Raw genomic sequence first — 14,832 nt, forward strand, 5'->3', positions numbered from 1 at the left:
TACCAGCTTGAATAAGTCAAAATGAATCTTTGTTCGTTGTAAGTGATCGACGATATCTAGGCAATATTAATTCTACCAGGAAGGTGATCACAGAATTAGACTTAGATCAAATAAAGGTAAAAATAGATGTTTGACCATTTGTTTACCATTTTGATGTTACTAAAAAATGGTACGAATTTGTCATGAAATCAAAAGGTTGTCTTAATGGCAGAATATAAAGGTATCGAACGACGTCTCGTTTTTCGCCTGCTTGATTACTGGGAGAAGAAAAAAGACGGCCGGAAAATGCCAAGCTTGGATGATATTAAAGCATCCGAGCTCGGAGACGACTGGGATTGGTGTTTTTTAATTTTGCTGGGGGATGAAGATGAAAGCGCAACCTTTCATCATATAGGATCTTTGATTTGGCCTGCTGATCGGGCACCTCTGATGGGGAAAGAGGTGAGTGCTAGTCCTGATAATAGTCTTGTTCAACAAGCAACACGTTTTATGCCAAGGGTAATGGAATTAGGAGTTCCTGTAAGCATTGGGGGAGAGTGTGAAGATGGTGGGGATAAGCTCCTTTATCGCAGTACGTTAATGCCTTTATCGTCGGATGATGAGTTTGTTGATGCACTCTTTGGCGGTGCAAATTGCCGAAAAGTCACGAACAAATAAGGGTTTTAGCCAGGATGTCTCAGGCTGTTTCTTTCGAAGTTGATACTTATCAGAATAATCGCTGGGTGCTTGAATGTGTTCTTGATGATAAGGACATGGCGCTATCTACAGCAAAAAGACTGTATGATTCCAAACGTTTTTCTGCGGTGAGAGTTGTACAGGAAACGTTTAATGAAGATAGTAATTCCAGCCGAGAACGGGTGATTTTTGAAACCACAGTTGCTGATCGGGATAACCGCGCAGCTAAGCAACAGACGGCAGCGGTTAAAGTAGATCGTTCAGAGCGAAAATCCCTTAAAAAACGTCCTCGTCAAAACACTAAACCTGCTACCAAAACAGTAAAGAAAAGTGGCCCAAGCCTGTGGGTGTTATTGTTATGGCTTGTTGCTATACTCGCGGGTGGTGCAACTCTGCTCTATTACTTACAGAGTCTATGAGAAAGAATATTTGGCAGGGCTTTTGATTTAGCCCTACCATTGTCATTCCATCATTTCCAATAAATTGTAAAATCTTCTGGATTTGGGCGTTTACGCTCTTTTACTTCTCTCTCTACACTGCCGACATATAAGAAGCCGATAATGTCCATATTGTCTTCAAGACCTAGTCCAGCTTTGACATTAGGGTCATAAGCAGCATTTCCGGTTAACCAAATCGCTCCGTAATTCCGTTCATGGGCCGCAAGCATGATGTTCTGAGCTGCTGCGCCAGCGGAAAGAACGCGTTCGTTCTTTGGCACGCCCGGCTTTTCGTCTGTCATGACCGAGCAGACGACGATGACAAGCGGTGCGAGTTTGGGACGGCTGCCTTCTTTTTCCAGCTGTTCTGCTGTGGCATCAGGATTTCGTTTTTTGAGCGATTCTACAAAAAGCTCAGAAAGCTTGTTTCTTGCCTCTCCTTCGATGATGACAAAACGCCATGGGCGTAACCAGCCATGATCCGGCGCAGTAACAGCAGCACGGAGCATATAGTTGATGTCTTCTTTACTTGGGGCGGGGTCTACCATCCATTGGGTAACAATAGATTTACGAGATAAAAGAAATGACAAGATAATCTCCTAATAAGCTTTATTCATCTCATAAATGATAATTGGCAAACTTACACCCTCTTTTTGATCTTGGAGGACTGAAGAAGGTGAGGGGTCATTTAAATCTGATTATCATGATTAATCTATTTGCAATCAATTCTCATTTACACTATACATTGGTCGTGGATGAAAATCATTCTCAATGGCGAGAGAGAAAATGTACGTTTGCATATGTAACGGTTTTACAGAAAAAGATGTGAAGAATGTAGTCGGTCTCGGCGCTTCTTCTGTAGCAGGCGTATACAAGGCGATGGATTGTTCTCCACAGTGTGGAAAATGCGGCTGCGATATCAAAGATATGCTTGATGAAGAGAAATCACTTAATGCACAGTTCGCAAAGATGAGGCACCTCGCAGCCGAATAGGCCTCCCTCATTGCTGTAATTTCCCTTTACTGTAATTCCCATAATTTTCGGCCATGTTTTCAGGGTAATGAAACCGCTTTGAACTATGTTCAAGTTAGGTTTAGGCAGGTGCTTTGATGCGATTTTAAATTAGCTTGAAGATTGTGAAAACTCATGCTTTGAGCATTTTGTAATCCTCAATTTAATTATAACCGATATGATCCCCAAGAACAGATTTGATATTTAACAACTGGAAATAGTAGTTTTATCATTGCTGTTTCTGTTTTTGCCTAATAGTGTTAGGTAAGAAGTTATATTGTATAAATTAAAGCTGTTCTTTGGTGAGGAATTATGAAAAAGGCACAAGTGAAAGCCACGCAGTTAAAGGATTATACGGCGCCGGCTTTCTTGGTAGATCATGTTGACTTAACTTTTTTCCTCAAGCCCGAAGCAACCAAGGTTCATTCTAAATTAAAGATCAGGCAAAATTCCAGACAAAATTCCAGTGGAAAACAAGCTCTGATTTTGGATGGTGACGAATTACGTCTGGATTCTATCGCCATTGATGGGAAAGTGTTGAGAGAGCACGAGTATGTGCTCGGCGAATTTTCTCTTTCTATTCCTGACTTCCCTACAGAAGCTGTCCTGGAGATTGTGACCTGTATTGATCCTGTTCAGAACACCAGACTAGAAGGTCTTTATCTGTCGGGTGGGAACTTCTGTACGCAATGTGAGGCCGAAGGTTTTCGCCGGATAACTTATTATCCTGATCGTCCGGATGTTATGGCGACATACACGGTGACTGTTCATGCGGATCGGAATAGCTACCCGATCTTGCTGTCGAACGGTAATCTAGTTGATCAGGGGGGCGGGGATGACGGCAGTCACTGGGCCCGATGGGATGATCCTTTCCCGAAACCGAGTTACCTGTTTGCCTTGGTTGCTGGCGATTTGGCTTGTCATGAAGACAGCTTTAAAACCTGCTCAGGTCAAGATGTAACCCTTAAAATTTTTGTTGAACATGGAAACGAAGATAAATGTGCCTATGCCATGGACTCTCTTATTCGTTCGATGAAATGGGATGAAGAACGTTTTGGGTTGGAATATGATCTGAATATCTTCAACATTGTCGCTGTTAGCGACTTTAATATGGGCGCTATGGAGAATAAGAGCCTTAATATCTTTAACTCCAAATGTATTCTCGCAAGTCCGGGTACGGCGACAGATTTTGAATTTGAACGTATAGAAGCGATCGTTGCGCACGAATATTTTCACAACTGGACGGGCAACAGAGTAACGTGTCGGGACTGGTTTCAGTTAAGTCTAAAAGAAGGTTTAACTGTTTATCGAGATCAGGAATTCAGTGCGGATATGCGCTCTGCACCTGTAAAACGCATTCAGGATGTGCGAACATTACGTGCTCGACAGTTTCCCGAAGATGCCGGACCTCTTTCGCATCCGATCAGACCTGAATCCTATATTGAAATCAATAATTTCTACACATCTACCGTCTACGAAAAGGGTGGGGAAGTGATCAGGATGATGGCGGAACTTCTCGGGAAGGACGGCTTCCGTAAGGGGTTGGATCTCTATTTTGAACGACACGATAACCAAGCTGTAACCTGTGACGACTTTGTTGCGGCTATGGAAGATGCCAATGGTGCTGACCTTAACCATTTCCGTCTTTGGTATAGTCAGGCGGGAACACCGGAAGTTGAAGCCAATTGGTCCTACGACGAGAAACAGAGAACCTTTATTCTGACACTTGATCAATTCACTGCGCCGACACCGGGGCAAGATGTGAAGCAACCGTTGCTCATACCCTTTACAGTAGGTCTTCTTGGGCAGAAGGGTGACGAACTTCCTCTAAAGCTTGAGGGAGAGAATGTCGTAAGTCAGACAACAAAGCGAACGCTACGATTTGACCAGGCTCATCAAACATTTATCTTTGTTGATGTGAATGAGCCACCAATTCCATCATTGAATAGACATTTTTCAGCACCAATAAAATTATCGACCAAATATACAACTGAAAATCTCGCGTTCTTGATGGGACATGATAGAGACGCTTTCAGCAGATGGGATGCAGCTCAAACATATGCTTCGAGACTGATCCTTAGCATGGTGAAGTCTATCCAGGATGGTGGCGTTGCTGAATTTGATCGCCAATATGCAGATGTTTTGGCATTGAATATCGCGGACAAGTCGCTTGATCCTGCATTTTTGGCGCAAATTCTTACTTTGCCATCCATTGATTATGTCACAGAACAAATGGAAGTCGCTGATTTTATTGCCGTAGAAAAGGCTAGATCAGTATTTAAGGCAGGCATTGCAAAGGCTTTGTTCGGCGAGTTCAAACAACTGTATTTAGCGGACAAAAAAATATCAGCCTATAGCCCGGATTCTGTTTCTGCCGGACGTCGTGCTCTTAGCAATACGGCACTTGGCTATTTGTCGGTTATTGAAAATGACCCCGAGTGTTTGAGGCTTGTTGTCGAGCAATTTGAAACCGCTGACAATATGACAGATCGAATGGGGGCTTTGTCATTACTGGCTGACATTCCGGGGCAAGAAAGAGAAAAGGCTCTTAGAGAGTTTGAAAAGCGCTATGCGGATAACGCTTTGGTCATGGATAAATGGTTTGCTGTTCAGGCTACATCCACAATTCCAAACGCATTGGAGGAAGTGAAAAAGCTTCTATCCCACTCAGCCTTCTCTTATAAGAATCCAAATAAAGTCAGGGCTCTTATTGGGGCATTTTCGGGGGCAAATCCGGCGCGGTTCCATGCTGAAAATGGTGAAGGGTATCGTTTCTTGGCCGACAGTATTATTCATTTGAATGGAATTAATCCACAAGTCGCTTCAAAGATCCTGGCACCTTTGGGAAGCTGGCGTCGGATGAATGCGACACATCAGAAAATGATGAAGATTGAATTGCAGAGAATTCTGGACACAGAGAATCTCTCTAATGATGTCTATGAGATCGCATCCAAATCTCTTTCGTAGATTAAATAATATTGTGGTTAGTAAAAAATGCCTGCTTTAGCGGGTATTTTTTTACTTGATCAGAAGCTTACGACAATCACCTAAGCGATCCTGCCAACCCAGCGTCACCAGTTCGGGAGTATCTTTTTCTTCGGTTGGATAACCAATACAGCAATAGGCTACGAGCGCCCATTCGTCGGGTACTTCCAGTGTTTGCTTCACGGCACCCGGATCGATGATAGAGACCCACCCCAAGCCTATACCCTTAGCGCGTGCTGCTAGCCAGAGGGTGTGAACGGATAGTACGGCAGAGTAGCGTAACATTTCAGGCATGGACTGGTGCCCTAGGCCATGGCCCTGTTCAGTTTCTTCGTGCGCAAAAACCGCGAGCTGTATTGGGGCGCGATCCATGCCCGATAACTTAAGGTTGGCGTATAACTGCGCTTTTTCTCCGTTATAACCTTCAAGAGCTTGTGCATTTGCACGTTCAAAATTTTCTTTGATTTCTTTTTTTGTTGTTTCGCTTTCGACCAATACATAGCGCCAGGGCTGGCTGTTTCCCACCGATGGGGCAAGACATGCGAGATCCAATAATTCGTCAAGAGTGCCATCGGGCAGAGGGTCTGTCTTGAATTGGCGTACGTCACGGCGCCATTCCAACAATTCGGTTAATTTGTTGCAAAAATTATCGTTGAAATCTGGTTTGTTCATTACACTTGAAGCCAATCGTCGCTACTTGTTGCTTATAGAAAATGCATCGAATGGTCGGAACTGTCGATGGTTTTATTCATATTAACCGTTTTTGATATTTGCCTTGCAACAACATTATGTCCAAGAGAAAAGGTTAGGTGAGAATTTGATGAAAGCGGTACGTCGCCTGCGAAGATAGAGAGTCCAATGTGATGGCAGAAAAAAATACTGCGCTTGTTCATTCGTTAATCCTGGGTGGGGCTCGTTCTGGTAAAAGCAGCTATGCCGAACAGTTGGTGGAGCGGCAGAAGGGAGACTGTCTTTATGTCGCAACTGCGAGGGTCTGGGATGATGAAATGTCTGATCGGATTGATGAGCATAAAGAACGGCGCGGCGCGCGTTGGACAACCTTTGAAGAGCCGTTGGATCTAGTGCAATGCCTGAAACGGATTCAGCGACCTGATGCTACAATTCTTGTTGATTGTCTAACCCTGTGGGTAACAAACCTGATGATGGAGGGGCGTAATCCTGACGTAGAAGGTGCACAATTGGTCGCGTCTTTGGCCGAGTTGCCTTGTCCTGTTGTGTTAGTTTCAAACGAAGTCGGTTTAGGAATTGTCCCTATGGACAAGATGTCCAGAGATTTCAGAGATTATGCAGGGCGTTTACATCAACGGCTTGCTGCAGTAGTTCCTTCCGTAACATTTATGGTGTCAGGATTGCCAATGCAGGTTAAACCGCCTGCGGTAGGGTCTGACTAAATTTTAAAAAGCAGGATTTTGACGTATGTCTCAAGCAGCAAAAATTCCAGCCACTGTTATTACAGGTTTTCTGGGCGCTGGAAAAACTTCGACAATACAGCATCTTTTGAAGACTGCTGGTGGTAAAAGAATTGCGCTTATTATTAATGAATTTGGTGACCTTGGTGTTGACAGCGATATTGTAAAGGGCTGTGGCATCGAAGGATGTAATGACGATGATGTTCTGGAACTCGCCAACGGGTGTATCTGTTGTACTGTTGCGGACGATTTCATTCCGACGATTGAAAAGCTGTTAAATCGCGAAACGCCTCCTGATCACATTATCATTGAAACATCTGGTTTGGCTTTGCCCAAGCCATTGGTGAAAGCTTTTAACTGGCCGGAAATCCGTACCCGTGTAACCGTTGATGGTGTTATTACGTTGGTTGATGGCCGCGCTGTTGCCGATGGTCTGTTTGCAACAAACCCGGAGGCAATTGCACAGCAGCGTGAAGCAGATGAAAACCTTGATCACGAAAGCCCCTTGGAAGAGCTTTTCGAAGAACAGCTTGCGTGCGCCGATATGGTTGTTGTCAACAAGCTGGATCTGCTTAATGAAGGTGACATGGATACAGTCCTAGCGGCAATACGGAAAGAAATTCGTCCGGAAGTAAAGATCGTGAAAATATCTCATGGAGAGATTAACGCATCTGTTCTGCTTGGGCTGGAAGCTGCTGCCGAAGATGATCTGGATTCCCGCCCTTCACATCATGATGACGGGCACGAACATGATCACGATGATTTCGAAAGTTTTGCTGTTGAGTTGGGCGAGATAGCAAACCCGGAAGCTTTGATTGAAAAGCTGCTTCCGATTGTCGCTGAACACGATATTCTTCGTGTGAAGGGTTTCGCTGCAGTTGCCGATAAAGATATGCGCCTTGTGATCCAGGGTGTCGGTAGCCGCTTCCAACATTATTTTGATCAGGAATGGTCAGAGGGTGTTGAGCGTCGTTCCCGTCTTGTGATTATTGGTGATCACGATATGGACGAACCTGCTATTCGTGCTGCGATCGCGGCCTAAATAATATAACACCGGGGACGAGCATGACTCTTCCGGTCCCGGTGTTACATAACTATCAATCCGAAACTTAGCGATAAGTCAGGATTACAAAAACCCGAACCAAGAGAAATACTCTATGCATCTGTTACAAGCCCAACCCGGGGCAATCGCTGATGGATCCGAAGCAATCGACCTGGGGCAAACACCGGGAGATATTGTTATTGTATCTGCGGCAGATACCGAACTGGCCAGCTTGGTTCAGGCCAGACAAGTAATTGGTGATGCATATCCGTCTCTGCGTTTGGCAAACTTGATGCAGTTATCCCACAATATGTCAGTCGACTTGTATGTTGATGATATTATCGCCAATGCGAAGGTCGTTGTCGCACGGATACTTGGTGGGGCTGGCTATTGGCCTTATGGGGTAGAGCAACTCAGGGCAATTTGTAAGCAAAAGAATATTCCACTGGTGTTGTTACCCGGTGATGATCAACCAGATGCAGAGCTTGCTGCTCACTCTACTGTATCGCGTGATGTTTATCATCGGGTGTGGCAATACTTCATTCATGGTGGGCCAGATAATTCCCGAAATCTGTTATGCTATCTTGCGGGGTTAATTGATCTTGATTTTGAGTGGGTTGAGCCTAAACCTCTTTTGCGATCCGGTATCTATTGGCCGGGAAGTGATAATCCTGAATTGGGTGATCTGCGTAATGATTGGATAGCGGGCGCACCAGTTGCTGCGATTGTTTTTTATCGTGCGCTTTTGCAGGCAGCCAACTTGGCGCCGGTTGATGCTTTAATCAAATCGCTACAAGAAAAAGGCATTAATCCTTTACCCGTTTATTGCGCCTCGCTGAAAGAGCCGATTTCAGCAGGGATCGTCAGTACACTGTTAAATGATGCAGATACTGGACTTATTCTGAATGCAACGGGCTTTGCGATTTCAACGCCCGGGGCGGACAGAAAGGAAACGCCTTTTGATGTCGTTGATGCACCTATTTTGCAGGTTATTTTTTCTGGTGGGAACGAGGCAGGGTGGCGAGATGGTTTAAGCGGTCTTTCTGCACGGGACATCGCAATGAATGTTGCGTTGCCAGAGGTCGATGGACGTATCCTTTCCCGCGCTGTTTCATTTAAATCTGAAGCCCGCTACGACGAGGCAACTCAAAGCTCTGTTGTCAGTTATCAGGAAGTAGCAGACCGGATTGATTTTGTCGCTGATTTGGCGGCTGCATGGTTACAGCTCAGGAACAAAGAAATTTCTGAACGCAAAGTTGCGGTGATTATGGCGAATTACCCTAATAGGGATGGGCGCATGGGGAATGGTGTCGGCCTCGATACGCCTGCTGGCACAATACAGCTTTTACAGGCAATGTTTGATGCTGGTTATAGCGTCACTGATATTCCTGTGGATGGGAATGCTTTGGTCGAGCGCATGGCAGAGGGACCAACCAATGCTGCCGTTGATGGGCGCGTCATACGATCAAAGATTTCGTTAAGTGCTTACAAACGGTTCTGGGATGGGCTGTCTGTTAAGGTCAAATCAGCGATTGAGGATAGATGGGGCGCTTTTGAAAATGATCCCTTTTTTATGCCGGATGCTGATGCTTTTGCAGTCTCTGCGTTTCATTGCGGCAAGATCATTATCGGCCTTCAACCCGCGCGTGGATATAATATTAATCCGGTAGAAACCTATCATGATCCCGATCTGGTTCCGCCGCATGGATATCTGGCTTTTTATGCGTGGTTACGACAGGAAGAAAAAGTCGATGCCATTATTCATATGGGCAAGCATGGGAATATGGAATGGTTGCCGGGAAAATCATTGGCACTTTCAGAGGAATGCTTCCCGGAAGCTGTTTTTGGTCCAACACCGCATCTTTATCCCTTTATCGTGAATGACCCGGGTGAGGGCACTCAGGCTAAGCGTCGTGCCCAAGCCGTGATTATTGATCATCTGACACCCCCGTTAACGCGGGCTGAATCCTATGGTCCCTTGGCTGATCTCGAACAACTTTGTGATGAATATTACGAAGCGGCAGGGGTGGATCCTCGGCGTTTGAAAGTGTTGAGAGACGAAATTTTGAAGATCACGCAGCGGATCGGTTTGGACAAGGACTGCGGTATTGAACAAACCGATGATGAAGATGCTGCGCTTTCAAAACTGGATAACTATCTTTGCGAATTGAAAGAAATGCAAATCCGGGATGGTCTGCATATCTTTGGTCTTGCCCCGGAAGGACGCCTTCTAGACGATTTGCTGATTGCTTTGACGCGTTTACCACGTGGTGAAGGGAAAGAGGGTGATGCCTCTTTGATCCGATCTTTGGCAAAAGATTTGAGCTTTCCAATTGAATTCGATCCCTTGGATTGCCGTTTCGGTGATCCCTGGTCTGGACCAAAACCTGATATTCTTGACGCAGAGGGTAGTTGGCGTACCAATGGAGATACTGTCGAACGTCTCGAAATTTTGGCGCAAAAACTGGTATCCGGAGAGGCGCAAGCATTAGATGAATGGGAGAATACACGCCCGGTTCTTGATGAAATCAAAAGCACGATTGGGCCTATTGTAGAATCTTGTGGTGCAGAAGAGATTAAGGGGACTTTGCGTGGTCTTAATGGACAATTTGTCGAGCCTGGTCCTTCTGGTGCGCCGACACGAGGGCGGCCGGATGTGCTGCCAACAGGACGGAATTTTTATTCTGTAGATTCCCGCGTTGTGCCAACCCCCGCAGCTTGGCATTTGGGCTGGAAATCAGCAAATCTGATGATTGAACGCTATCGTCAAGAAAACGGATTCTGGCCAAAACGAATGGCGCTTTCGGCTTGGGGAACGTCAAACATGCGGACAGGCGGGGATGACATTGCGCAAGGTCTGGCCCTTATGGGGGTTCAGCCAAAATGGGAGCCAACATCAAGACGGGTTGTGGGGTTTGAGATTCTACCTTTGTCTGTTCTCGATCGCCCCCGTGTTGATGTGACACTGCGAGTTTCTGGTTTCTTTCGTGACGCTTTTCCTGCACAGATTGATCTGTTTGATTCAGCCTGTCGCGCAGTAGCTGCCTTGGATGAAGAAACCGAGAAAATGAATCCTTTGGCTGCAAGAGTATCAGCTGAATCAGCGGATCTTATTGCTAAAGGGTTAGATGAAAAGACAGCGACTAAACGCGCTGGCTATCGTGTTTTTGGCTCTAAGCCTGGGGCTTATGGCGCTGGATTACAGGCGCTGATTGATGAACGCGGTTGGGAAACTGAAGCTGATCTTGCCAAAGCCTATATAGGGTGGGGCGGTTATGCCTATGGTAGTGGTGGCGCAGGGGAAGCCGAACATGGCTTGTTTGAAAGTCGCTTGAGAGATGTGGAAGCGGTTATTCATAATCAGGATAATCGAGAGCACGACTTACTGGATTCCGATGATTATTACCAGTTTGAGGGGGGCATAACTGCGGCTATTAGGCACCTTTCTGGGGAACAGCCAACTGTTTATCACAATGATCACTCTCGTCCTGAAAGCCCGCAGATCAGAACACTTCAGGAAGAAATCGGTCGGGTAGTCAGGGCGCGGGTCGTGAATCCAAAATGGATAGATGGTGTCAGACGTCATGGCTACAAGGGGGCTTTTGAAATGGCGGCGACCGTTGATTATCTTTTTGCCTTTGCAGCAACAGCGAAAGTAGTCGAAGATCATCATTTTGATGCTGTTTTTGATGCTTATTTGGATGATGCTGAGGTCCGTGAATTCTTGGAGCAAAATAACCCTGCGGCGTTGCGTGAAATGGCCGAACGGATGATCGAAGCACAGGACAGGAACTTATGGAAAGCGCGGTCCAATTCTGCGCGTGCTCTTTTGGAAAACATCGTTGCCAGTTAAATAAACTGGTTTGTGAATCGTATAATTAGAGAAGATATTGGGGAGAAGATTAAATGAGTGATACGGAAGATAAACAGAGCGCGGAAGATTTTGAGCGTGCTAACGAAAAATCAAAAAAACGCAAAGCCGCCCGGGACAAAATGCTATCGAACAAGGTCAACGAAAAAGGGTTGATCATTGTTCATACGGGTAAAGGTAAGGGTAAATCCACGGCCGCATTTGGCCTGGCGACACGTGCCGTTGGCAATGGCATGAAAATCGGTGTTGTGCAGTTTGTAAAAGGAAAGTGGGAAACAGGCGAAAAATACGTTCTGGAAAAATTCCCTGATCAAGTCGAGATGTATGCGCTTGGCGAAGGTTTTACCTGGGACACGCAAGATAGAGAACGTGATATTGCTGCTGCTGAAAAAGCATGGGCAAAATCCAAAGAAATGATTGATGCCTGTCGCGGCGATAATCCGAAATACGACATGATTGTTTTGGACGAACTGAACATAACACTTCGTTATGATCATCTGGTTCTAGAGGAAGTGATTGATTTCCTCGAAAACAAACCAGAAGATTTACACGTTGTCATTACTGGACGGAATGCCAAGGAAGAGATGATCGAAATCGCAGATCTGGTCACTGAAATGACCTTGGTTAAACACCCCTTTAGAGACCAAAATATCAAAGCCCAACGCGGTATTGAGTTTTAATCGGCTTTTTGGTGTTTTTGATGATAAAAAGAGGCCCTTATCGAGGCCTCTTTTTATATTGATAAAGGTGCTTGCCCAGAGATAACGATGTAGGCCGAAGCGGCAACCCATATGGCAATCGTGATCATCAGTTGTGGATCGGAAAAGAGTGCTTCTGTAGGAGATTCCCCTGCATTTGTCATCTCCACAATGTACCAATATCTGTAAATACCAAACAGGACAATCGGGATTGTAATTGCGAGCTCTGGGCGTGTGGTAACAACGAAAAGACTATAGAAAACCAGTGCACCTGTTGCTGCCATTTCTGCAAAACGATTGACGAGAGATATTGAATAAGCCCCAAGGACTTCTCTGCCTGATGTGCCTCTATCTTGCAATTCTTGCCGCCTTTTAATTGAAGCGAGAAAGAGGGCCAGGCAAAGTGTTGTGACAAACATCCATGCTGAGACCGGTACATTCAAAACGGTTGCACCCGCAAAGACGCGTAAAACAAAACCAATTGCAATGGTGAAGATATCCAGAACAGGTTGATGTTTTAGGTAAAAGCTATACCCAATATTGAGAAGGACATAGCCGAAGAGAACAAATGTTGCTTCAGGAAAAAAGAAATACCCGACAATTAAAATACCATAGAGGCAGATCAGTAGAATAAAAGCCTGTGGAACGGAAAGCGCTCCCGAAGCCAAAGGACGTGTTTGTGATTTCTTAGGATGTTTTCGATCATTATCTATGTCTTTAATATCGTTGAGGACATAGACCGCAGATGATGCAATGCAGAATAAAAAAGTTATAATAAGTGTTTTTGTTATAGCCTCGTGGCTAGAGAATAACCCTGTAAACAATAGAGGTGCCAAAACAAAGCCGTTCTTAACCCAGTGCTTGGGGCGCATTAGCTTTGCAATGCTTAACCCGATAAAGGGGTGACTTTTGCTTTGTTCTTGGTTCTTATTATTCATATCTAACTTTTAAACCGAAGTCCTTCATGACCCTTTTGTTGAGCTATAGTCTCTTTGCTGTTTTTGCGACAATCGCGAATATTGTTTCTCAGGATCTATTTCTGAGATTTTATTCCGGCCCTTTTGCTCTTGTTTTGTCCATAGGGGTAGGGACGGGAGTTGGTCTTGTTACTAAGTATTTGCTAGATAAAAGGTATATATTTCGTTACCGAACGAGTGGTATGGGACATGAAAGCAAAATTTTTATGCTTTATACGGTGATGGGTATCTTTACGACAGCGGTGTTCTGGGCTTTTGAATTTGGGTTTCATTTTATTTTTGATGATAAAATGATGCGTTATCTCGGTGGTGTAATTGGCCTTGGGATTGGATACTGGATTAAATACCAACTGGATAAGAGGTACGTATTTATCTCGAAGGAAGCAAAATGCTAATCAGTGGCTGGGGGCAATATCCATACGCTGAGGCAGAAATCCTTAGCCCCGTGTCTAGTATTGAGCTTCAGCAAGATTTTAAAGATGGAAAGACCACGGTCTGTGTGGCCCGGGGCTTAGGGCGTAGTTATGGGGATAGTTCTCTTTCTTCAACTGTTATATCCACAAGATATTTAAATCGCTTTCATTGTTTTGACGAAACAGCAGGTGTTCTAACCTGTGATGCCGGTGTTAGCCTTGATGACCTTCTGGGTGTCTTTGTACCCAAGGATTGGTTTCCGGTTGTTACGCCGGGAACAAGGTTTGTCACAGTTGGTGGAGCAATTGCCAGTGATGTACACGGAAAGAACCATCACAATGTGGGGACTTTTTGCGATCATGTTCTATCTTTTCGAATTTTGATTGCCAACGGAGATATCCTCAACTGTTCACCATCTGAAAACAGAGATTTATTTCTGGCAAGCTGTGGCGGAATGGGACTAACAGGTCTCATTCTCGATGCGACATTCAAGTTAAAAAAAATTGAGAGTAGCTTTGTTGAAGAAACCACCTACAAGGCAGCTAATTTGAAAGAGTGCCTGGCGCTTTTCGATGAACACAATTCGGCGATCTATTCGGTTGCCTGGATTGATTGTTTAAAACAGGGAAAGGAACTCGGACGGTCTTTATTAATGCTGGGAAGGCATAGTGACAAAGGTGGATACATTGATCTGAAAAAAACAGTACCTTCCATTCCTTTTAATATGCCGGGTTTTTGTTTGAACAAATTCTCAGTGGGAGTCTTTAATAGTCTTTATTACGGGAGAGTGCGTGAAAAAATTCAGGAACGTCAGGTTCATTATAGTCCCTATTTTTATCCTTTGGATGGCATAGAAAACTGGACGCGGCTTTATGGCGCAAAAGGTTTTGTACAATATCAGTTTGTAATTCCAAAAGAGGCAGGCCTAGAGGGAATGACGTGTGTCCTGGATAAGATAGCTCAATCGGGAGCGGGATCTTTTCTCTCGGTTTTGAAGGTTTTTGGCAAAGGAAATGATAACTTTCTTTCTTTTCCTTTTGAAGGTTACACGCTGGCATTGGACTTCAAAGTCAGTACGCGAACCTTTGAATTGTTGGACCAACTGGATGCAATTGTTCATGACTATGGCGGAAGGATCTATCTGACAAAAGATGCCCGTATGAGTGAGCGGGTATTCAAGAAGGGGTATCCTGAATGGGAAGCCTTTCAAACGGTTAGAGAAAAGTATGGTGTACTTGGAATTTTTTCTTCTTTGCAGTCGAGACGTTTGGGGTTGGATGTCGAGCACTAGG

Annotated in this window: 13 protein-coding genes; 10 read left to right on the top strand and 3 right to left on the bottom strand. The window is 44.9% G+C overall.

What is annotated here, in order from left to right; translation table 11 throughout:
* The first annotated feature begins 204 nt into the window (after nt 1–204).
* A complete protein-coding gene (locus tag BKB51_RS11925) occupies nt 205–657 on the top strand; it encodes a PAS domain-containing protein (protein ID WP_085901300.1) in 453 nt (150 codons plus the stop codon).
* 14 nt (nt 658–671) lie between these two features.
* Nucleotides 672–1,094, top strand: a complete 423-nt coding sequence (locus BKB51_RS11930; protein ID WP_085901301.1) for a hypothetical protein — start codon at nt 672–674, stop codon at nt 1,092–1,094.
* 50 nt (nt 1,095–1,144) lie between these two features.
* Here the strand turns inward: BKB51_RS11930 and BKB51_RS11935 are convergent, their stop codons facing one another.
* On the bottom strand, nt 1,145–1,702 hold the full coding sequence (locus BKB51_RS11935) for a nitroreductase family protein (protein WP_085901302.1): 558 nt from the start codon (nt 1,700–1,702) through the stop codon (nt 1,145–1,147).
* Nucleotides 1,703–1,898: 196 nt separating this feature from the next.
* Here BKB51_RS11935 and BKB51_RS11940 point away from each other — a divergent pair, with 196 nt between their 5' ends.
* Entirely contained in the window at nt 1,899–2,105 is a 207-nt protein-coding gene (locus BKB51_RS11940; protein WP_047762170.1) for a (2Fe-2S)-binding protein, read from the top strand.
* Nucleotides 2,106–2,435: 330 nt separating this feature from the next.
* Nucleotides 2,436–5,090, top strand: a complete 2,655-nt coding sequence (pepN, locus tag BKB51_RS11945) for an aminopeptidase N (RefSeq protein ID WP_085901303.1) — start codon at nt 2,436–2,438, stop codon at nt 5,088–5,090.
* A gap of 51 nt (nt 5,091–5,141) precedes the next feature.
* On the opposite strand, the gene bluB is transcribed toward pepN, so the two are convergent.
* The gene (bluB, locus tag BKB51_RS11950) at nt 5,142–5,780 is read right to left on the bottom strand and encodes a 5,6-dimethylbenzimidazole synthase (RefSeq protein WP_085901304.1); all 639 of its coding nucleotides are present in this window, start codon (nt 5,778–5,780) and stop codon (nt 5,142–5,144) included.
* Nucleotides 5,781–5,971: 191 nt separating this feature from the next.
* Here bluB and cobU point away from each other — a divergent pair, with 191 nt between their 5' ends.
* From cobU to cobO, 4 genes are all read left to right on the top strand, one after another.
* Nucleotides 5,972–6,520: a bifunctional adenosylcobinamide kinase/adenosylcobinamide-phosphate guanylyltransferase gene (gene cobU / locus BKB51_RS11955; protein WP_085901305.1), complete on the top strand. Its 549-nt coding sequence runs from the start codon at nt 5,972–5,974 to the stop codon at nt 6,518–6,520.
* A 25-nt stretch (nt 6,521–6,545) separates the two neighbouring features.
* On the top strand, nt 6,546–7,580 hold the full coding sequence (gene cobW, locus BKB51_RS11960) for a cobalamin biosynthesis protein CobW (protein ID WP_085901306.1): 1,035 nt from the start codon (nt 6,546–6,548) through the stop codon (nt 7,578–7,580).
* 115 nt (nt 7,581–7,695) lie between these two features.
* Nucleotides 7,696–11,433, top strand: coding sequence for a cobaltochelatase subunit CobN (gene cobN / locus BKB51_RS11965; protein WP_085901307.1), 3,738 nt, complete (start codon nt 7,696–7,698; stop codon nt 11,431–11,433).
* 53 nt (nt 11,434–11,486) lie between these two features.
* Nucleotides 11,487–12,131: a cob(I)yrinic acid a,c-diamide adenosyltransferase gene (gene cobO / locus BKB51_RS11970; RefSeq protein ID WP_085901308.1), complete on the top strand. Its 645-nt coding sequence runs from the start codon at nt 11,487–11,489 to the stop codon at nt 12,129–12,131.
* Nucleotides 12,132–12,184: 53 nt separating this feature from the next.
* Here cobO and BKB51_RS11975 read toward each other — a convergent pair whose 3' ends face one another.
* On the bottom strand, nt 12,185–13,087 hold the full coding sequence (locus tag BKB51_RS11975) for a decaprenyl-phosphate phosphoribosyltransferase (RefSeq protein ID WP_198946714.1): 903 nt from the start codon (nt 13,085–13,087) through the stop codon (nt 12,185–12,187).
* A gap of 26 nt (nt 13,088–13,113) precedes the next feature.
* Here BKB51_RS11975 and BKB51_RS11980 point away from each other — a divergent pair, with 26 nt between their 5' ends.
* A complete protein-coding gene (locus tag BKB51_RS11980) occupies nt 13,114–13,521 on the top strand; it encodes a GtrA family protein (protein WP_085901309.1) in 408 nt (135 codons plus the stop codon).
* Nucleotides 13,515–14,831, top strand: coding sequence for an FAD-binding oxidoreductase (locus BKB51_RS11985; protein ID WP_085901310.1), 1,317 nt, complete (start codon nt 13,515–13,517; stop codon nt 14,829–14,831). Before BKB51_RS11980 ends, BKB51_RS11985 begins: the two co-directional genes overlap by 7 nt.
* Nucleotide 14,832: the final 1 nt, after the last annotated feature.

Source organism: Kiloniella majae (assembly GCF_002118315.1).
GTDB classification, from domain to species: Bacteria; Pseudomonadota; Alphaproteobacteria; order Kiloniellales; family Kiloniellaceae; genus Kiloniella; species Kiloniella majae.

Coding starts and splice junctions, on each gene's coding strand:
- BKB51_RS11925 (WP_085901300.1), top strand. CDS start 205: ATGGCAGAATATAAAGGTATCGAACGACGTCTCGTTTTTCGCCTGCTT.
- BKB51_RS11930 (WP_085901301.1), top strand. CDS start 672: ATGTCTCAGGCTGTTTCTTTCGAAGTTGATACTTATCAGAATAATCGC.
- BKB51_RS11940 (WP_047762170.1), top strand. CDS start 1,899: ATGTACGTTTGCATATGTAACGGTTTTACAGAAAAAGATGTGAAGAAT.
- pepN (WP_085901303.1), top strand. CDS start 2,436: ATGAAAAAGGCACAAGTGAAAGCCACGCAGTTAAAGGATTATACGGCG.
- bluB (WP_085901304.1), bottom strand. CDS start 5,780: ATGAACAAACCAGATTTCAACGATAATTTTTGCAACAAATTAACCGAA.
- cobU (WP_085901305.1), top strand. CDS start 5,972: ATGGCAGAAAAAAATACTGCGCTTGTTCATTCGTTAATCCTGGGTGGG.
- cobW (WP_085901306.1), top strand. CDS start 6,546: ATGTCTCAAGCAGCAAAAATTCCAGCCACTGTTATTACAGGTTTTCTG.
- cobN (WP_085901307.1), top strand. CDS start 7,696: ATGCATCTGTTACAAGCCCAACCCGGGGCAATCGCTGATGGATCCGAA.
- cobO (WP_085901308.1), top strand. CDS start 11,487: ATGAGTGATACGGAAGATAAACAGAGCGCGGAAGATTTTGAGCGTGCT.
- BKB51_RS11975 (WP_198946714.1), bottom strand. CDS start 13,087: ATGAATAATAAGAACCAAGAACAAAGCAAAAGTCACCCCTTTATCGGG.
- BKB51_RS11980 (WP_085901309.1), top strand. CDS start 13,114: ATGACCCTTTTGTTGAGCTATAGTCTCTTTGCTGTTTTTGCGACAATC.
- BKB51_RS11985 (WP_085901310.1), top strand. CDS start 13,515: ATGCTAATCAGTGGCTGGGGGCAATATCCATACGCTGAGGCAGAAATC.